15 protein-coding genes and 2 tRNA genes are annotated in these 19123 nt (G+C 54.0%); 16 read left to right on the top strand and 1 reads right to left on the bottom strand.

What is annotated here, in order from left to right; translation table 11 throughout:
* Positions 1-34 precede the first annotated feature (34 nt).
* From ftsH to ACWKXN_RS15310, 5 genes are all read left to right on the top strand, one after another.
* The gene (ftsH, locus tag ACWKXN_RS15330; RefSeq protein ID WP_029739626.1) at positions 35-1969 is read left to right on the top strand and encodes an ATP-dependent zinc metalloprotease FtsH; all 1935 of its coding nucleotides are present in this window, start codon (positions 35-37) and stop codon (positions 1967-1969) included.
* Between the two features lie 98 nt (positions 1970-2067).
* Positions 2068-2916, top strand: coding sequence for a dihydropteroate synthase (gene folP, locus ACWKXN_RS15325; protein WP_048981192.1), 849 nt, complete (start codon positions 2068-2070; stop codon positions 2914-2916).
* A complete protein-coding gene (gene glmM, locus ACWKXN_RS15320) occupies positions 2909-4246 on the top strand; it encodes a phosphoglucosamine mutase (protein ID WP_023309339.1) in 1338 nt (445 codons plus the stop codon). The genes folP and glmM overlap by 8 nt, the downstream gene beginning before the upstream one ends.
* Before the next feature lie 223 nt (positions 4247-4469).
* Complete coding sequence (gene secG / locus ACWKXN_RS15315; RefSeq protein ID WP_023309338.1) at positions 4470-4802, top strand: preprotein translocase subunit SecG; 333 nt, start codon at positions 4470-4472, stop codon at positions 4800-4802.
* A 9-nt stretch (positions 4803-4811) separates the two neighbouring features.
* Positions 4812-4898: transfer RNA gene (locus ACWKXN_RS15310), tRNA-Leu, on the top strand.
* 185 nt (positions 4899-5083) lie between these two features.
* Here ACWKXN_RS15310 and argG read toward each other — a convergent pair.
* On the bottom strand, positions 5084-6430 hold the full coding sequence (gene argG, locus ACWKXN_RS15305; protein ID WP_023309336.1) for an argininosuccinate synthase: 1347 nt from the start codon (positions 6428-6430) through the stop codon (positions 5084-5086).
* A gap of 287 nt (positions 6431-6717) precedes the next feature.
* Here argG and ACWKXN_RS15300 point away from each other — a divergent pair.
* From ACWKXN_RS15300 to ACWKXN_RS15250, 11 genes are all read left to right on the top strand, one after another.
* Positions 6718-6794 (top strand) — tRNA-Met (locus ACWKXN_RS15300).
* A gap of 207 nt (positions 6795-7001) precedes the next feature.
* Positions 7002-7454 (top strand): ribosome maturation factor RimP, encoded by a 453-nt coding sequence (gene rimP, locus ACWKXN_RS15295; RefSeq protein ID WP_014833432.1) that lies wholly within the window; start codon positions 7002-7004, stop codon positions 7452-7454.
* Positions 7455-7482: 28 nt separating this feature from the next.
* Positions 7483-8985, top strand: coding sequence for a transcription termination factor NusA (gene nusA / locus ACWKXN_RS15290; RefSeq protein ID WP_029739628.1), 1503 nt, complete (start codon positions 7483-7485; stop codon positions 8983-8985).
* A gap of 24 nt (positions 8986-9009) precedes the next feature.
* Positions 9010-11697 carry a translation initiation factor IF-2 gene (infB, locus tag ACWKXN_RS15285; protein WP_454543991.1) on the top strand — a complete coding sequence of 896 codons (2688 nt, stop codon included), beginning with the start codon at positions 9010-9012 and terminating at the stop codon, positions 11695-11697.
* A gap of 89 nt (positions 11698-11786) precedes the next feature.
* The gene (gene rbfA, locus ACWKXN_RS15280; RefSeq protein WP_003024988.1) at positions 11787-12191 is read left to right on the top strand and encodes a 30S ribosome-binding factor RbfA; all 405 of its coding nucleotides are present in this window, start codon (positions 11787-11789) and stop codon (positions 12189-12191) included.
* Positions 12191-13141 (top strand): tRNA pseudouridine(55) synthase TruB, encoded by a 951-nt coding sequence (gene truB / locus ACWKXN_RS15275; RefSeq protein ID WP_094934463.1) that lies wholly within the window; start codon positions 12191-12193, stop codon positions 13139-13141. The genes rbfA and truB overlap by 1 nt, the downstream gene beginning before the upstream one ends.
* A gap of 154 nt (positions 13142-13295) precedes the next feature.
* Complete coding sequence (gene rpsO / locus ACWKXN_RS15270) at positions 13296-13565, top strand: 30S ribosomal protein S15 (RefSeq protein ID WP_003861789.1); 270 nt, start codon at positions 13296-13298, stop codon at positions 13563-13565.
* Between the two features lie 242 nt (positions 13566-13807).
* Positions 13808-15946 carry a polyribonucleotide nucleotidyltransferase gene (gene pnp / locus ACWKXN_RS15265; RefSeq protein WP_024906369.1) on the top strand — a complete coding sequence of 713 codons (2139 nt, stop codon included), beginning with the start codon at positions 13808-13810 and terminating at the stop codon, positions 15944-15946.
* 108 nt (positions 15947-16054) lie between these two features.
* The gene (nlpI, locus tag ACWKXN_RS15260; RefSeq protein WP_023309331.1) at positions 16055-16939 is read left to right on the top strand and encodes a lipoprotein NlpI; all 885 of its coding nucleotides are present in this window, start codon (positions 16055-16057) and stop codon (positions 16937-16939) included.
* A 107-nt stretch (positions 16940-17046) separates the two neighbouring features.
* On the top strand, positions 17047-17127 hold the full coding sequence (yrbN, locus tag ACWKXN_RS15255) for a protein YrbN (protein WP_097397692.1): 81 nt from the start codon (positions 17047-17049) through the stop codon (positions 17125-17127).
* A complete protein-coding gene (locus tag ACWKXN_RS15250; protein WP_069303343.1) occupies positions 17120-19024 on the top strand; it encodes a DEAD/DEAH family ATP-dependent RNA helicase in 1905 nt (634 codons plus the stop codon). The genes yrbN and ACWKXN_RS15250 overlap by 8 nt, the downstream gene beginning before the upstream one ends.
* The last annotated feature ends 99 nt before the right edge of the window (positions 19025-19123 follow it).

The following is a 19123-nucleotide window of genomic DNA, read 5'->3' as shown; positions in this document are numbered from 1 at the left end:
ACAGTTGTAATATGAGGTTAATCCCTTGAGTGACATGGCGAAAAACCTAATACTCTGGCTGGTCATTGCCGTTGTGCTGATGTCAGTATTCCAGAGCTTTGGGCCCAGCGAGTCGAATGGCCGCAAGGTGGATTATTCTACCTTCCTGCAGGAGGTCAATCAGGACCAGGTTCGCGAAGCGCGTATCAACGGACGTGAGATCAACGTTACCAAGAAAGATAGTAACCGTTACACGACTTACATCCCGGTGAACGATCCTAAGCTGCTTGATAACCTTCTGACCAAAAACGTCAAGGTGGTAGGTGAGCCGCCAGAAGAACCAAGCCTGCTGGCTTCTATCTTCATTTCCTGGTTCCCGATGCTGCTTCTTATCGGCGTCTGGATCTTCTTTATGCGCCAGATGCAGGGCGGCGGTGGCAAAGGTGCCATGTCGTTCGGTAAGAGCAAGGCGCGTATGCTGACGGAAGACCAGATCAAGACTACCTTCGCTGACGTCGCCGGTTGTGACGAAGCGAAAGAAGAGGTGGGTGAACTGGTTGAGTACCTGCGTGAACCGAGCCGTTTCCAGAAGCTGGGCGGTAAGATCCCGAAAGGCGTGCTGATGGTTGGCCCTCCGGGTACCGGTAAAACCCTGCTGGCGAAAGCCATCGCGGGCGAAGCGAAGGTGCCGTTCTTTACTATTTCAGGTTCTGACTTCGTTGAAATGTTCGTGGGTGTCGGTGCATCTCGTGTGCGTGACATGTTTGAGCAGGCCAAAAAGGCAGCACCGTGCATTATCTTCATCGATGAAATCGACGCCGTGGGCCGCCAGCGTGGCGCAGGTCTGGGCGGTGGTCACGATGAACGTGAACAGACGCTGAACCAGATGCTGGTTGAGATGGACGGCTTCGAAGGTAACGAAGGTATCATCGTTATCGCGGCGACTAACCGTCCGGACGTACTTGACCCCGCGCTGCTGCGTCCAGGCCGTTTCGACCGTCAGGTTGTTGTGGGTCTGCCGGACGTTCGCGGTCGTGAACAGATTCTGAAAGTTCACATGCGTCGCGTACCGCTGGCGCCAGATATCGACGCGGCAATCATTGCGCGCGGTACCCCGGGCTTCTCCGGTGCTGACCTGGCGAACCTGGTCAACGAAGCTGCTCTGTTTGCCGCTCGCGGTAACAAGCGCGTCGTGTCGATGGTGGAGTTTGAGAAAGCGAAAGACAAAATCATGATGGGTGCGGAACGTCGCTCCATGGTGATGACGGAAGCGCAGAAAGAGTCCACGGCATACCACGAAGCGGGTCACGCGATTATTGGTCGCCTCGTGCCGGAACACGATCCGGTGCATAAAGTGACGATTATTCCGCGCGGTCGTGCGCTGGGTGTGACCTTCTTCCTGCCTGAAGGCGACGCGATCAGCGCCAGCCGCCAGAAGCTGGAAAGCCAGATTTCGACCCTGTACGGCGGTCGACTGGCAGAAGAGATTATCTACGGTGTGGAACATGTTTCTACCGGTGCGTCCAACGACATTAAAGTTGCGACAAACCTGGCGCGTAACATGGTGACGCAGTGGGGCTTCTCCGACAAACTCGGTCCGCTGCTGTATGCAGAGGAAGAGGGTGAAGTATTCCTCGGCCGTTCTGTGGCTAAAGCGAAACATATGTCCGATGAGACGGCTCGTATCATCGACCAGGAAGTAAAATCTCTGGTAGAGCGTAACTACGCACGTGCACGCCAGATCCTGACCGACAATATGGACATCCTGCATTCGATGAAAGATGCGCTCATGAAATATGAGACCATCGATGCACCGCAGATTGACGACCTGATGGCGCGCCGTGAAGTGCGTCCGCCAGCGGGCTGGGAAGACCCAGGCGCTTCCAATAATTCTGACAACAATGGCACCCCGCGTGCGCCGCGTCCGGTTGATGAACCGCGTACGCCAAACCCGGGCAACACCATGTCAGAACAGTTGGGCGATAAGTAAGTCACTGCTGTTGAAGCGTTTGTCTGTACCTCAAACCCTGGAGCTTGCTCCGGGGTTTTTCATTTCTGTTTAACGATATAGATACCAGGGATTTCGCCATGAAATTATTCGCTCAGGACTCGCATCTCGATCTTTCACATCCCCATGTGATGGGGATCCTGAATGTTACCCCTGACTCCTTCTCTGACGGCGGCACGCATAACACGCTTATCGAGGCGGTTAAACACGCGAATCTAATGATTAATGCGGGTGCCACCATTATTGACGTGGGCGGCGAATCGACGCGTCCTGGTGCGGCTGACGTGTCTGTGGAAGAAGAGCTGGCGCGCGTGGTGCCGGTGGTTGAAGCTATCGCGCAGCGGTTTGAAGTATGGATCTCCGTTGATACCTCTAAACCCGAAGTGATTCGTGAAGTGGCGAGAGTGGGCGCTCACATTATCAATGATATTCGCTCGCTCACTGAGCCCGGCGCACTTGAAGCTGCGGCAGAGACCGGGTTACCGGTATGCCTGATGCACATGCAGGGCCAACCGAAAACCATGCAGGAAGCACCGAAGTATGATGATGTCTTTGCCGACGTGAATCGCTTCTTTATTGAACATATTGCGCGCTGCGAACGTGCAGGTATCCCAAAAGAGAAATTGTTGCTCGACCCGGGGTTCGGTTTCGGTAAAAATCTCTCCCACAATTATGCGTTGCTCGCGCGCTTATCGGAATTCCATCACTTTGACCTGCCGCTGCTGGTGGGGATGTCGAGAAAGTCGATGATTGGGCAGTTGCTGAACGTGGGGCCGAGCGAACGCCTGAGCGGCAGCCTGTCCTGCGCGGTGATTGCGGCGATGCAGGGCGCGCACATTATTCGTGTCCATGACGTCAAAGAAACAGTAGAAGCCATGCGTGTGGTGGAAGCCACACTGGCAGCGAAGGAAAACAAACGCTATGAGTAATCGTAAGTATTTTGGCACCGATGGTATCCGTGGGCGTGTAGGCGATGCTCCCATCACCCCTGATTTTGTCCTGAAGCTCGGCTGGGCTGCTGGCAAAGTGCTGGCGCGTCATGGTTCCCGTAAGATCATTATCGGTAAAGACACCCGTATTTCCGGCTATATGCTGGAGTCCGCGCTGGAGGCGGGTCTGGCGGCGGCTGGACTGTCCGCGTCCTTTACGGGCCCAATGCCAACGCCTGCTGTCGCGTATCTGACGCGCACTTTCCGTGCGGAAGCGGGGATTGTCATCTCAGCTTCTCACAACCCGTTCTACGACAACGGCATTAAATTCTTCTCCATTGACGGCACCAAGCTCCCGGATGACGTGGAAGAAGCCATTGAAGCCGAAATGGAAAAAGAGATCACCTGTGTAGATTCCGCAGAGCTGGGTAAAGCGAACCGTATCGTTGATGCGGCGGGCCGTTATATCGAATTCTGTAAAGGTACCTTCCCGAATGAGCTGAGCCTGGCTCACCTCAAAATTGTGGTGGACTGTGCTAATGGCGCGACCTATCACATCGCCCCGAATGTCTTCCGCGAACTGGGTGCGAAAGTCATCACCATTGGCTGCGAGCCGGATGGTCTGAACATTAACGAGCAGGTGGGGGCAACTGATGTTCGTGCCCTGCAGGCGCGTGTTCTGGCAGAGAAAGCCGACCTGGGCATTGCGCTGGACGGCGACGGTGACCGCGTGATCATGGTCGACCACGAAGGTAACAAGGTAGACGGCGATCAGATCCTCTACATCATTGCCCGTGAGGGCCTGCGTCAGGGCCAGCTGCGCGGCGGTGCGGTGGGCACGCTGATGAGTAACATGGGCCTGGAACTGGCGCTGAAACAGCTCGGTATTCCGTTTGTCCGCGCGAAAGTGGGTGACCGCTATGTGCTGGAAAAATTGCAGGAGAAGGGCTGGCGCATCGGCGCAGAAAACTCGGGTCACGTGATCCTGCTCGATAAAACCACAACCGGTGACGGTATCGTGGCTGCGCTGCAGGTGGTTGCCGCAATGGCGCGCAACCATATGAGCCTGCACGATCTGTGCAGCGGAATGAAAATGTTCCCACAGATCTTGGTAAATGTACGCTTCACTGCAGGTAAAGGCGATCCGCTGGAAAATGAGAACGTTAAAGCGGTGATGGCTGACGTTGAAGCGGCCCTGGGCAATCGTGGCCGCGTGCTGCTGCGTAAGTCAGGTACTGAACCGCTGATCCGCGTGATGGTGGAAGGTGAAGACGAAGCGCAGGTAACCGAATTTGCACATCGTATTGCGGATGCTGTGAAAGCTGCATAATTGTGCACGCTAAATGTATAAAAAGGCGGCTTTTGTCGCCTTTGTTTTAAGCAATTAATGGCTTTTTGCTGTTTTTTTCCGCAGTTGATACAATGCGTCAAAAATGCCCTTGCGAAGGTCATTCGCTTTGGTTAGTATTCACACCCGCTTCAGTGGGAAACAAAAATCCTGCTAATTGGTCGAAGCATTGGTATGCGGCAAATCCGCAAGGAACAGGTTGATTATGTACGAAGCTCTTTTAGTTGTTTTCCTTATTGTAGCCATCGCTCTCGTAGCGCTGATTATGCTGCAGCAAGGTAAAGGCGCTGATATGGGAGCCTCCTTCGGAGCAGGCGCTTCCGGTACGCTGTTCGGTTCAAGTGGTTCTGCGAACTTCATGACCCGCACAACGGCGATTCTGGCTACGTTGTTCTTCATCATCAGTCTGGTGCTTGGGAATATCAACAGCAACAAGACCAGCAAAGGAAGCGAGTGGGAAAATCTGAGCGCGCCAGCGAAAACTGAGCAGACTCAGCCAGCTGCACCGGCTAAGCCAACCAGCGATATCCCGCACTAAGTATTCTGTACCGAGGTGGTGGAATTGGTAGACACGCTACCTTGAGGTGGTAGTGCCCTAACGGGCTTGTGGGTTCGAGTCCCATCCTCGGTACCAATATTCCAGAAGAAAGACGTCGAAAGGCGTCTTTTTTTTCGTCTGCATATTCTGAGGTGTGGTTTTGTAGGCCCGGTAAGCGCAGCGCCACCGGGCAAAATGGCGGGTGACGCTGCGCTTACCCGCCCTACGAAAGTCCACAAAAATGGCGTCCATAGGACGCCTTTTGCACGTTATATCAGCGATTACTTCTTATCGCTGTGCTCCAGGTTTTCAACCTGCGGCAGACCGTTACCGGAATTCGCTGAGAGCAGGCCATTCTCAACATAGTTGAACAGCTTCTCGCGGGTATCGGTGATGTCCAGGTTGCGCATGGTCAGCTGACCGATACGATCGTCCGGCGAGAACACGGATTCACCTTTCTCCATGGTCAGACGCTCTGCTTTATAGGTCAGGTTGTCAGACACGGTGTTCAGGATGGAGTAGTCGTTGCCGCGACGCAGCTCCAGCGTCACTTCACCGGTGATCGCGCTTGCCACCCAACGCTGCAGCGCATCACGCAGCATCAGCGCCTGTGGATCGAACCAGCGGCCCTGATACAGCAGTTTACCCAGCTGACGGCCATGAGAGTGATACTGCTCAATGGTGTCTTCGTTGTGAATGCCGGTCAGCAGACGCTCGTAAGCGATGTGCAACAGCGCCATTCCCGGGGCTTCATAGATGCCACGGCTTTTCGCTTCGATGATGCGGTTTTCAATCTGATCGCTCATGCCCAGACCGTGACGACCACCAATACGGTTAGCTTCAAGCATTAGTTCAACATCATCAGAGAAGGTTTTACCGTTCAGCGCAACCGGATGGCCGCGTTCGAAACGCACGGTCACTTCTTCAGCCTGGATTTTGACGTTCTCGTCCCAGAACTTCACGCCCATGATCGGGTTAACGATCTTCACGCTGGAGTTCAGGAATTCCAGGTCTTTCGCTTCGTGCGTCGCACCCAGCATGTTGGAGTCGGTGGAGTAGGCCTTCTCGACTGACATCTTATAGTCGAAGCCGCAGGCGATCATAAACTCGGACATTTCATGACGGCCACCCAGTTCGTCGATGAAGTCGGTATCCAGCCACGGCTTGTAGATCTGCAGTTCGGCGTTGGTCAGCAGGCCATAACGATAGAAACGTTCAATATCGTTACCTTTATAGGTGCTACCGTCACCCCAGATGTTCACGCCGTCTTCTTTCATCGCTGCAACCAGCATGGTGCCGGTGACCGCACGGCCCAGCGGGGTAGTGTTGAAATAGGTCAGGCCGCCGGTGGTGTTATGGAACGCACCGCACTGAATAGCCGCGATACCTTCAGCGACCAGTTGCTTGCGGCAGTCAATCAGGCGCGCGTTCTCTGCACCATACTCTTTAGCGCGACGAGGAATGGCATCGTAGTCGTCCTCATCCGGCTGACCCAGGTTCGCAGTATAGGCGTACGGAACCGCTCCCTTCTGGCGCATCCACAGCAGTGCAGCGCTGGTATCCAGGCCGCCTGAGAAAGCGATGCCAATACGTTGTCCTACCGGAAGATGCTTGAGAATCGTCGTCATAGAATAAAACCCTGCTTGATTGACTGATTAGAGACCGCTTTCGCTCTCTTGTGCATTTTTATGCAAAATAAGTGAGTATTCATTTAATCATCTTTTGGCGAAGACCGGAAGAGAGTCGTGCGTTTTTTGTAAAAATTTTGGTCTAATCGATCTGGCGGAAGTTGGGTTGACAGGTGGGGTCAACTATCAATATACTAAACGCCGATTTTACGTCCCGTCTTCGGTACCAAATCCCAGCATTATTTGCAAATTCTGTCCAAAACGCGTAGAATTTGCCACGTTTCAGGCGCGGGGTGGAGCAGCCTGGTAGCTCGTCGGGCTCATAACCCGAAGGTCGTCGGTTCAAATCCGGCCCCCGCAACCACTTTCCCATAAAGTTCTTTTCCAAATATACTGTGAAGACTTAGAGCCTTCGTAGCTGGATTTGAAAAAATTCTTTCGGAAAGTGCTCCAGGCCACAGTTGTGGCTATAGGGTTCAGTTATCTAAAGCCCCGATTTATCGGGGTTTTTTGTTATCTGACTACAGAATAACTGGGCTTTACGCCCTTTTTTTATGTCTTGGGGGTGGGCTTGTCCACATTAGAGCAAAAATTAACAGAGATGATTACTGCACCGGTCGAAGCACTGGGCTACGAACTGGTCGGCATCGAATTCGTTCGCGGCCGTACATCGACGCTGCGCATCTATATTGATAGTGAAGATGGCATCAATGTTGATGATTGTGCTGATGTCAGCCACCAGGTGAGTGCGGTTCTTGATGTTGAAGACCCGATTACCGTTGCGTACAACCTGGAAGTTTCCTCACCTGGCCTCGATCGCCCGATGTTCACGGCCGAGCACTATGTGCGCTTTACCGGTGAAGAAGTGGCTCTCGTTCTGCGTATGGCCGTACAGAACCGCCGTAAATGGCAGGGAATTATCAAAGCCGTTGATGGTGAAATGATCACGGTGACAGTCGAAGGCAAAGATGAAGTGTTCGCGCTGAGTAATATCCAGAAGGCGAACCTGGTTCCCCACTTTTAACAGTCTGGATTGAGGTGAAAAGCCCGCGATGAACAAAGAAATTTTGGCTGTTGTTGAAGCCGTCTCCAACGAGAAATCACTGCCGCGTGAGAAGATTTTCGAAGCGCTGGAAAGTGCACTGGCTACAGCAACCAAGAAAAAATACGAACAAGAGATCGATGTTCGCGTAGAAATCGATCGTAAAAGCGGTGACTTCGATACATTCCGTCGTTGGGTAATCGTTGAAGAAGTGACCCAGCCGACCAAAGAGATCACGCTGGAAGCTGCCCGTTTTGAAGACGAAAGTCTGAACGTGGGCGAGTACGTAGAAGATCAGATTGAATCTGTGACCTTCGACCGTATCACGACTCAGACCGCTAAACAGGTTATCGTGCAGAAAGTGCGCGAAGCCGAGCGTGCGCTGGTTGTCGATCAGTTCCGCGATCAGGAAGGCGAGATCATCACCGGCGTGGTGAAGAAAGTGAACCGCGACAACATCTCCCTGGAGATCAAATCCGAAGGGTTGCCGGGTAACGCTGAAGCCGTGATCCTGCGTGAAGATATGCTGCCGCGTGAAAACTTCCGCCCAGGCGACCGTATTCGCGGTGTTCTGTACGCCGTTCGCCCTGAAGCGCGTGGTGCACAGCTGTTCGTGACCCGTTCTAAACCAGAAATGCTGGTAGAACTGTTCCGTATCGAAGTGCCGGAAATCGGTGAAGAAGTTATCGAGATTAAAGCGGCGGCTCGCGATCCGGGCTCCCGTGCGAAAATTGCGGTGAAAACCAATGACAAGCGTATCGACCCGGTCGGTGCTTGCGTCGGTATGCGCGGTGCGCGCGTTCAGGCAGTTTCGACTGAGCTGGGCGGCGAACGTATTGATATCGTTCTGTGGGATGACAACCCGGCGCAGTTCGTGATCAACGCAATGGCTCCAGCTGATGTGGCGTCTATCGTTGTTGACGAAGACAAACACACCATGGATATCGCTGTTGAAGCGGGCAACCTGGCGCAGGCAATCGGCCGTAACGGTCAGAACGTACGCCTGGCGTCACAGCTGAGCGGCTGGGAACTCAACGTAATGACCGTTGATGACCTGCAGGCTAAGCATCAGGCTGAAGCCCATGCGGCGATCGATACCTTCACTAAATACCTGGATATTGACGAAGACTTCGCCACTGTTCTGGTTGAAGAAGGTTTCTCTACGCTGGAAGAACTGGCCTATGTGCCAATGAAAGAGCTGCTGGAAATTGACGGTCTGGATGAACCAACCGTTGAAGCCCTGCGTGAACGCGCTAAAAACGCACTGACCACCCTGGCACTGGCTCAGGAAGAAAGCCTTGGCGATAAGAAGCCGGCTGATGACCTGCTGAATCTGGAAGGTCTTGATCGTGCGATTGCGTTCAAGCTGGCTGCCCGTGGTGTTTGTACGCTGGAAGATCTCGCTGAGCAAGGCGTTGATGACCTGGCTGATATCGAAGGTTTAACCGACGAGAAAGCCGGCGAGCTCATCATGGCCGCACGTAATATTTGCTGGTTCGGCGACGAAGCGTAATAAACTGTAGCAGGAAGGAACAGCATGACTGATGTAACTGTAAAATCGCTGGCTGCTGAGATTCAGACCTCCGTGGACCGCCTGGTACAGCAATTTGCTGATGCAGGGATCCCGAAGTCCGCTGATGACTCGGTGACCGCGCAAGAAAAACAAACCTTGTTAACGCACCTGAACCGTGAACACGGTTCGACGCCTGACAAGTTAACGCTGCAGCGCAAAACGCGTAGCACGTTAAACATCCCTGGTACCGGTGGCAAAAGCAAATCGGTCCAAATTGAAGTCCGCAAGACGCGCACCTTTGTAAAACGTGATCCGCAAGAGGCAGAACGCCTTGCCGCGGAAGAGCAGGCACAGCGTGAAGCGGAAGAACAAGCTCAGCGTGAGGCGGAAGCAACCGCCAAACGTGAAGCAGAATTAAAAGCTGAACGTGAGGCCGCAGAAAAAGCGAAACGCGACGCAAGTGATAAAGTGAAGCGTGACGCTGCGGAAAAAGACAAAGTGAGCAATCAACAGACAGACGAAATGACCAAAACCGCCCAGGCTGAAAAAGCCCGCCGTGAAAATGAAGCTGCCGAGCTGAAGCGTAAAGCGGAAGAAGAAGCCCGCCGTAAGCTGGAAGAAGAAGCTCGCCGCGTCGCCGAAGAAGCGCGCCGTATGGCAGAAGAAAACGAGAAGAATGGTGTGAATACCGTTGAGCCGACTGAAGACACCAGCGACTATCACGTGACCACTTCTCAGCATGCGCGTCAGGCTGAAGATGATAACGACCGTGAAGTTGAAGGCGGTCGTGGCCGTGGCCGTAATGCAAAAGCAGCGCGTCCGGCGAAAAAAGGCAACAAACACGCTGAATCCAAAGCTGACCGTGAAGAAGCACGCGCTGCTGTTCGCGGCGGTAAAGGCGGTAAGCGTAAAGGTTCCGCTCTGCAGCAGAGCTTCCAGAAGCCTGCTCAGGCCGTTAACCGTGACGTCGTGATTGGCGAAACCATCACCGTTGGCGATCTGGCGAACAAGATGGCGGTTAAAGGCTCTCAGGTCATCAAAGCGATGATGAAACTGGGCGCCATGGCGACCATCAACCAGGTCATCGATCAGGAAACCGCACAGCTGGTTGCTGAAGAGATGGGCCACAAAGTTATCCTGCGTCGTGAAAACGAGCTGGAAGAAGCAGTAATGAGCGACCGTGATACTGGCGCTGCGGCTGAACCGCGTGCACCGGTTGTGACCATCATGGGTCACGTTGACCACGGTAAAACCTCTCTGCTTGACTACATTCGTTCTACTAAGGTTGCCTCTGGTGAAGCGGGTGGTATTACCCAGCACATCGGTGCTTACCACGTAGAAACCGAAAACGGCATGATCACCTTCCTGGATACCCCAGGCCACGCAGCGTTTACCTCAATGCGTGCTCGTGGTGCTCAGGCAACGGATATCGTTGTACTGGTTGTTGCCGCAGACGACGGCGTGATGCCACAGACCATCGAAGCTATCCAGCACGCGAAAGCGGCGCAGGTGCCTCTGGTTGTTGCAGTCAACAAAATCGATAAGCCAGAAGCCGATCTGGACCGCGTGAAGAACGAACTGTCTCAGTACGGCGTTATGCCGGAAGAGTGGGGCGGTGAAGCGCAGTTCATCCCAGTATCTGCGAAAGCGGGTACCGGTATCGACGACCTGCTGAACGCGATCCTGCTGCAGGCTGAAGTACTGGAGCTGAAAGCGATCCGTAATGGTATGGCGAGCGGCGCGGTAATCGAATCCTTCCTGGATAAAGGTCGTGGTCCGGTTGCAACCGTTCTGGTTCGTGAAGGTACCCTGAACAAGGGCGACATCGTTCTGTGTGGCTTCGAATACGGCCGCGTTCGTGCGATGCGTAACGAACTGGGTCAGGAAGTTCTGGAAGCGGGTCCGTCCATTCCAGTGGAAATCCTGGGTCTGTCCGGTGTTCCGGCTGCCGGTGACGAAGTGACGGTTGTGCGTGACGAGAAGAAAGCGCGTGAAGTTGCGCTGTATCGTCAGGGCAAATTCCGTGAAGTTAAACTGGCTCGTCAGCAGAAATCTAAACTCGAGAACATGTTTGCCAACATGACCGAGGGCGAAGTTCACGAAGTGAACATCGTTCTGAAAGCTGACGTTCAGGGCTCTGTGGAAGCGATCTCCGACTCCTTGCTGAAACTGTCTACCGACGAAGTGAAAGTGAAGATCATCGGTTCTGGCGTAGGTGGTATCACCGAAACCGACGCAACCCTGGCTGCGGCCTCCAACGCTATCCTGGTTGGCTTCAACGTTCGTGCGGATGCATCTGCGCGTAAAGTAATTGAAGCCGAAAGCCTGGATCTGCGTTACTACTCCGTCATCTATCACCTGATCGACGAAGTGAAAGCAGCGATGAGCGGCATGCTGTCTCCTGAGCTGAAACAGCAGATCATCGGTCTGGCTGAAGTACGTGACGTGTTCAAATCACCGAAATTCGGTGCGATCGCGGGCTGTATGGTTACCGAAGGTAACATCAAGCGTCACAACCCAATCCGCGTACTGCGTGACAACGTGGTTATCTACGAAGGCGAGCTGGAATCCCTGCGCCGCTTCAAAGATGACGTTAACGAAGTCCGTAACGGCATGGAATGTGGTATCGGCGTGAAGAACTACAACGACGTTCGCGTTGGCGATATGATCGAAGTGTTCGAGATCATCGAAATTCAGCGTACCATCGCTTAATTACCGATTGTAAGCCGGGATCGCCTCGCGCCACCCGGCAATAATTTTAAAAGGGGCTTTTAGCCCCTTTTTTGTCTGGAGAATTTATTATGGCGAAAGAATTTGGTCGCCCTCAGCGCGTAGCGCAGGAAATGCAGAAAGAGATCGCACTCATTCTGCAACGTGAAATTAAAGACCCGCGCGTCGGCATGATGACCACCGTTTCCGGTGTCGAAATGTCCCGCGATTTGGCCTATGCAAAAGTGTTCGTCACCTTCCTGAACGATCAGGACGAAGCGGCAGTGAAAAACGGCATTAAAGCGCTGCAGGAAGCTTCTGGTTTCATCCGCTCCCTGCTCGGCAAAGCGATGCGCCTGCGCATCGTGCCTGAGCTGACCTTCTTCTACGACAACTCGCTGGTTGAAGGTATGCGTATGTCCAACCTGGTGACCAGCGTGGTTAAACATGACGACGAGCGTCGTGTTAACCCGGCGGACGACAGCAAGGAGGACTAATGAGTCGTCCTCGTCGTCGTGGTCGCGACGTGCATGGTGTGCTGCTGCTGGATAAACCCCAGGGCGCTTCCAGCAACGACGTGCTGCAGAAAGTTAAGCGTATTTATAACGCCAACCGTGCGGGCCACACCGGCGCGCTCGATCCGCTGGCAACCGGCATGCTGCCGGTCTGCCTGGGAGAGGCGACAAAGTTTTCCCAGTACCTGCTCGACTCCGATAAGCGCTACCGCGTTATCGCTAAACTGGGCCAGCGCACGGATACCTCCGACGCGGATGGCCAGGTGGTGGAAGAGCGTCCGGTGACGTTCAGCGCGGAGCAGCTTGATGCTGCGCTGGAGAGCTTCCGTGGGGACACGATGCAGGTGCCGTCGATGTATTCGGCGCTGAAATATCAGGGCAAGAAGCTCTACGAATATGCGCGCCAGGGCATTGACGTTCCGCGTGAAGCCCGTCCGATAACCGTGTATGAGCTGCTGTTTATTCGCCACGAAGGTGATGAGCTGGAGCTGGAAGTACACTGTTCGAAAGGGACCTATATTCGCACTATCATCGACGACCTCGGTGAAAAGCTGGGCTGCGGCGCGCATGTGATTTACCTGCGCCGCCTGGCGGTGAGCAAGTACCCGGTGGAGCGGATGGTGACCCTGGAATATCTGCGCGAGCTGGTAGAACAGGCGGAAGCGCAGGGGATTGCGCCGGCAGATTTGCTGGATCCTTTGCTGATGCCGATGGACAGTCCGGCAGCGGACTTCCCGGTTGTTAATCTTCCTTTAACATCGTCCGTTTACTTTAAGAACGGCAACCCGGTTCGTACGGCACAAGCGCCGCTGGAAGGACTGGTACGCGTGACCGAAGGTGACGAAGGGAAATTCATCGGTATGGGCGAAATGGATGGCGAAGGGCGCGTTGCGCCGCGTCGTCTGGTCGTCGAATATCCGGTCGACGCGTGACGGTGGTAACGGCTCACCTTGCGATAAGCAGGGGAGACGAGTAGAATATCGCCGCTTAACGCCTGGTAAATTGTTTAACAATCTGCGGGGCGTACATGGGATTGCTGAATTAGAGATCGGCATCCTTACATTCTTTATACTTTGGAGTTTGAAAATGTCTCTAAGCGTTGAAGCTAAAGCTAAAATCGTTTCTGAGTTTGGTCGTGGTACTAACGACAGCGGTTCTACCGAAGTTCAGGTTGCACTGCTGACTGCACAGATTAACCACCTGCAGGGTCACTTTGCAGAGCACAAAAAAGATCACCACAGCCGTCGTGGTCTGCTGCGTATGGTTTCTCAGCGTCGTAAACTGCTCGACTACCTGAAACGTAAAGATGTTGCACGCTACACCGCGCTGATCGAGCGTCTGGGTCTGCGTCGCTAATTCTTGCGAGTTTCAGAAAAGGGGGCCTGATGGCCCCTTTTTTCAACCAGACGGCAGCAATTCACTGGAAACTATTGTATTGTTGCTATAAATGATCTTCATTGCAGAGGTTCGCGCGGCTAATGAGAGGCTTCACCCATGGGGGTGTTGGTTGTCATTAGTCGCGAGGATGCGAAGAAGGTCGGGTTAAATCGACAGCACACCGGTGGTGTGCTGTCAAACATTTAAGAAAGGACAGAACTTTGCTGAATCCGATCGTTCGTAAATTCCAGTATGGTCAACATACCGTCACGCTGGAAACCGGCATGATGGCACGTCAGGCTACTGCTGCCGTTATGGTAAGCATGGATGACACTGCGGTATTCGTTACCGTTGTTGGCCAGAAAAAAGCTAAACCAGGTCAGGACTTCTTCCCGCTGACCGTTAACTACCAGGAGCGTACCTACGCTGCCGGTAAAATCCCGGGTGGTTTCTTCCGTCGTGAAGGCCGTCCAAGCGAAGGCGAAACCCTGATTGCGCGTCTGATTGACCGCCCGGTTCGTCCGCTGTTCCCGGAAGGCTTCGTTAACGAAGTACAGGTTATCGCGACCGTTGTTTCCGTTAACCCACAGGTTAACCCGGACATCGTTGCCATGATCGGCGCATCCGCTGCTCTGTCACTGTCTGGTATTCCATTCAATGGCCCAATCGGTGCCGCGCGCGTTGGCTACATCAACGACCAGTACGTGCTGAACCCAACCCAGGAAGAGCTGAAAGAAAGTAAGCTGGACCTGGTTGTTGCGGGTACTGAAGCGGCTGTGCTGATGGTTGAATCCGAAGCTGAACTGCTGAGCGAAGACCAGATGCTGGGCGCTGTGGTATTTGGCCACGACCAGCAGCAGATCGTTATCCAGAACATCAACGACCTGGTGAAAGAAGCCGGTAAACCACGTTGGGACTGGCAGCCAGAAGCAGCAAACGACGCGCTGAACGCACGCGTTGCAGCTCTGGCAGAATCCCGTCTGAGCGATGCATACCGCATCACTGACAAACAGGAGCGTTACGCTCAGGTTGACGTGATCAAGTCTGAAACTATCGCGACGCTGGTTGCTGAAGACGAAACGCTGGACGCTAACGAACTGAGCGACATCCTGCACGCAATCGAGAAAAACGTTGTTCGTAGCCGCGTACTGGCAGGCGAGCCGCGTATCGATGGCCGCGAAAAAGACATGATCCGTGGTCTGGATGTGCGTACTGGCGTTCTGCCACGTACTCACGGTTCCGCGCTGTTCACCCGTGGCGAAACGCAGGCGCTGGTAACAGCGACCCTGGGTACTGCACGTGACGCACAGATCATCGACGAACTGATGGGCGAGCGCACTGACAGCTTCCTGTTCCACTACAACTTCCCTCCGTACTCCGTAGGCGAAACCGGTATGGTTGGCTCGCCGAAGCGTCGTGAAATTGGTCACGGTCGTCTGGCGAAGCGCGGCGTGCTGGCAGTGATGCCAGAAGCTGACAAGTTCCCGTATACCGTTCGTGTGGTTTCTGAAATCACCGAATCCAACGGTTCTTCTTCCATGGCTTCCGTGTGTGGTGCTTCTCTGGCGCTGATGGATGCAGGCGTGCCAATCAAAGCCGCCGTTGCGGGTATCGCAATGGGCCTGGTGAAAGAAGGCGACAACTTCGTTGTTCTGTCTGACATTCTGGGTGACGAAGACCACCTGGGCGATATGGACTTCAAAGTAGCGGGTTCCCGCGAAGGTATCTCTGCGCTGCAGATGGATATCAAAATTGAAGGTATCACCAAAGAGATCATGCAGGTTGCTCTGAACCAGGCTAAAGGTGCGCGTCTGCACATCCTGGGCGTGATGGAACAGGCGATTAACGCGCCGCGTGGCGACATTTCTCAGTTCGCTCCACGTATCCACACCATCAAGATCAATCCAGACAAGATCAAAGATGTTATCGGTAAGGGCGGTTCCGTAATCCGTGCGCTGACCGAAGAGACTGGCACCACGATCGAAATCGAAGATGACGGTACTGTGAAGATCGCAGCAACCGACGGCGAGAAAGCGAAATTCGCGATCCGTCGCATCGAAGAAATCACGGCAGAGATCGAAGTGGGCCGCGTCTACGCAGGTAAAGTGACCCGTATCGTTGACTTTGGTGCCTTCGTTGCCATCGGTGGCGGTAAAGAAGGTCTGGTTCACATCTCTCAGATCGCTGACAAGCGCGTTGAGAAAGTGACCGATTACCTGCAGATGGGTCAGGAAGTACCGGTGAAAGTTCTGGAAGTTGATCGCCAGGGCCGTATCCGTCTGAGCATTAAAGAAGCAACCGAGCAGTCTCAGCCAGCTGCTGCGCCAGAAGCACAGGCAGCAGAACAGCAAGGCGAGTAAGTTGCCATTTGCCCTCCGCTTTGCGGAGGGCCTATTATCAGGCAGGACGCCTTGTTAAGCCGCCGGGGGACAGGACGTTCATCCAATAGTTGTCTTCGGGAGTGGGAAATGAAGCCTTTTTTGCGCTGGTGTTTCGTTGCGACAGCTTTAACGCTGGCAGGATGCAGCAACTCTGCCTGGCGTAAGAGCGAAGTCCTCGCAGTGCCATTGCAACCGACTTTGCAGCAGGAAGTGATCCTGGCACGCATGGAACAAATACTTGCCAGTCGGGCTTTAACCGATGAAGAACGCGCACAGCTTTTATATGAGCGCGGAGTGTTGTATGATAGTCTCGGTCTGAGGGCATTGGCGCGAAATGATTTTTCACAAGCGCTGGCTATCCGACCTGATATGCCTGAAGTATTCAATTACTTAGGCATTTATTTAACGCAGGCAGGCAATTTTGATGCTGCCTATGAAGCGTTTGATTCTGTACTTGAGCTTGATCCAACTTACAACTACGCGCACTTGAATCGCGGTATCGCATTGTATTACGGCGGTCGTGATAAGTTAGCGCAAGATGATCTGCTGGCGTTTTATCAAGACGATCCTAATGATCCTTTCCGTAGCCTGTGGCTTTACATCGTTGAGCGGAAGCTCGATGAGAAGCAGGCAAAAGAGGCACTAAAACAGCGCTTCGATAAATCGGACAAGGAACAGTGGGGATGGAACATTGTCGAGTTCTACCTGGGCAACATTAGCGAAGCAACGCTGATGGAACGCCTCAAGGCGGACGCAACGGATAACACCTCGCTCGCTGAGCATCTCAGTGAAACCAACTTCTATTTAGGTAAGTACTACCTAAGTCTGGGGGATATGGACAGCGCTACGGCACTGTTCAAATTAGCGGTTGCTAACAACGTACACAACTTCGTTGAGCACCGTTATGCATTGTTGGAATTATCGCTCTTGGGCCAGGAGCATGACGACCTGGCAGAATCGGACCAGCAATAGCTGACGACATAAACATCAGCCCGTAATCTTTTGATTGCCATCACCTTAACTGGTGAGGGCGTTGTTGTTCGTCAATACACCTACTTTGAGCCGGTTCACACTTTTCAATGAAAATTGCTAATCATTTTCACGATGAGCTAAGTAGACTGGCCGCCATTAATATCGAGGCACTTGTACTACATGGCTGAATTCGAAACCACTTTTGCAGATCTGGGCCTGAAGGCTCCTATCCTTGAAGCCCTTAACGATCTGGGTTACGAAAAACCATCTCCGATCCAGGCTGAGTGTATCCCACACCTGCTTTCTGGTCGTGACGTGCTGGGCATGGCCCAGACTGGTAGCGGTAAAACTGCAGCATTCTCGCTGCCGCTGCTGAACAACATTGATCCGGACCTGCGTGCACCGCAGATCCTCGTCCTGGCTCCAACCCGTGAACTGGCTGTTCAGGTTGCAGAAGCCATGACGGAATTCTCTAAACATATGCGCGGCGTAAACGTGGTAGCCCTGTACGGCGGCCAGCGTTATGACGTGCAGTTACGCGCCCTGCGCCAGGGCCCACAGATTGTTGTCGGTACGCCGGGCCGTCTGCTGGATCACCTGAAGCGCGGTACTCTGGACCTCTCTAAACTGAGCGGCCTGGTACTGGATGAAGCAGATGAAATGCTGCGTATGGGCTTCATCGAAGACGTCGAAACCATCATGGCGCAGATCCCGGACGGTCATCAGACCGCGCTGTTCTCTGCCACCATGCCAGAAGCGATCCGTCGTATCACCAAGCGCTTCATGAAAGATCCTCAGGAAGTGCGTATTCAGTCCAGCGTAACCACTCGCCCGGACATCAGCCAGAGCTACTGGTCTGTGTACGGCATGCGCAAAAACGAAGCGCTGGTACGTTTCCTGGAAGCGGAAGATTTTGATGCGGCGATTATCTTCGTGCGCACCAAAAACGCGACCCTGGAAGTGGCTGAAGCCCTGGAGCGTAGCGGCTACAACAGCGCAGCGCTAAACGGCGACATGAACCAGGCCCTGCGTGAGCAGACTCTGGAGCGTCTGAAAGACGGTCGTCTGGATATCCTGATTGCAACCGACGTGGCAGCACGTGGTCTGGACGTTGAGCGTATCAGCCTGGTTGTTAACTACGACATCCCGATGGATTCCGAGTCTTACGTTCACCGTATCGGCCGTACCGGTCGTGCGGGTCGTGCGGGTCGTGCGCTGCTGTTCGTTGAGAACCGCGAGCGTCGTCTGCTGCGTAACATTGAACGCACCATGAAGCTGACCATTCCAGAAGCTGACCTGCCAAACGCAGATCTGCTGGGCAAACGCCGTCTGGAAAAATTCGCCGCGAAAGTACAGCAGCAGCTGGAAAGCAGCGATCTGGACCAGTACCGTGCGCTGCTGTCGCAGATTCAGCCTGTTGCTGAAGGCGAAGAGCTGGACATGGAAACCCTGGCTGCAGCACTGCTGAAAATGGCTCAGGGCGAACGTAGCCTGATCGTGCCACCAGATGCGCCGATGCGTCCTAAGCGTGAATTCCGTGACCGTGACGATCGCTTCGAACGTCGTGGCGACCGTAATGACCGCAATGACCGTGGCCCACGTGGTGACCGTCCAGAGCGTGGTGGTGAAGATCGTCCACGTCGTGAACGTCGCGACGCGGGTGATATGGAACTGTACCGCATTGAAGTGGGCCGTGATGATGGCGTTGAAGTTCGTCACATCGTTGGCGCGATCGCTAACGAAGGCGACATCAGCAGCCGTTACATTGGTAACATCAAGCTGTTCGCATCCCACTCTACCATCGAGCTGCCAAAAGGCATGCCGGGCGAAGTGCTGCAGCACTTTACGCGTACCCGCATCCTGAACAAACCGATGAACATGCAGCTGATGGGCGATGCACAGCCACGTCCAGACCGCGGTGGTGAACGTCGTGGCGGTGGTCGCAGCTTCGGTGGCGAGCGTCGTGAAGGCGGCCGCAGCGAAGGTCGCGGTGGTGAAGGTCGTCGTTTCTCCGGCGAGCGTCGCGAAAACCGCGGCCCACGTCGTGAAGAAGGCACCAGCCGTCGCCGTTTCGGTGACGCGTAAGCCTCACTCTTCTGACGTAAAGTAAAATATACAGCCCCGATACACGCTATCGGGGCTTTTTTTATTCCTTTTGTACTCTTGTACTGGTACAGTGCGTCA

This window comes from Enterobacter sp. UPMP2060 (assembly GCF_053709655.1).
Note: the sequence above shows the minus strand (reverse complement) of the source record. Positions and strands in the feature narration are given on the sequence as shown.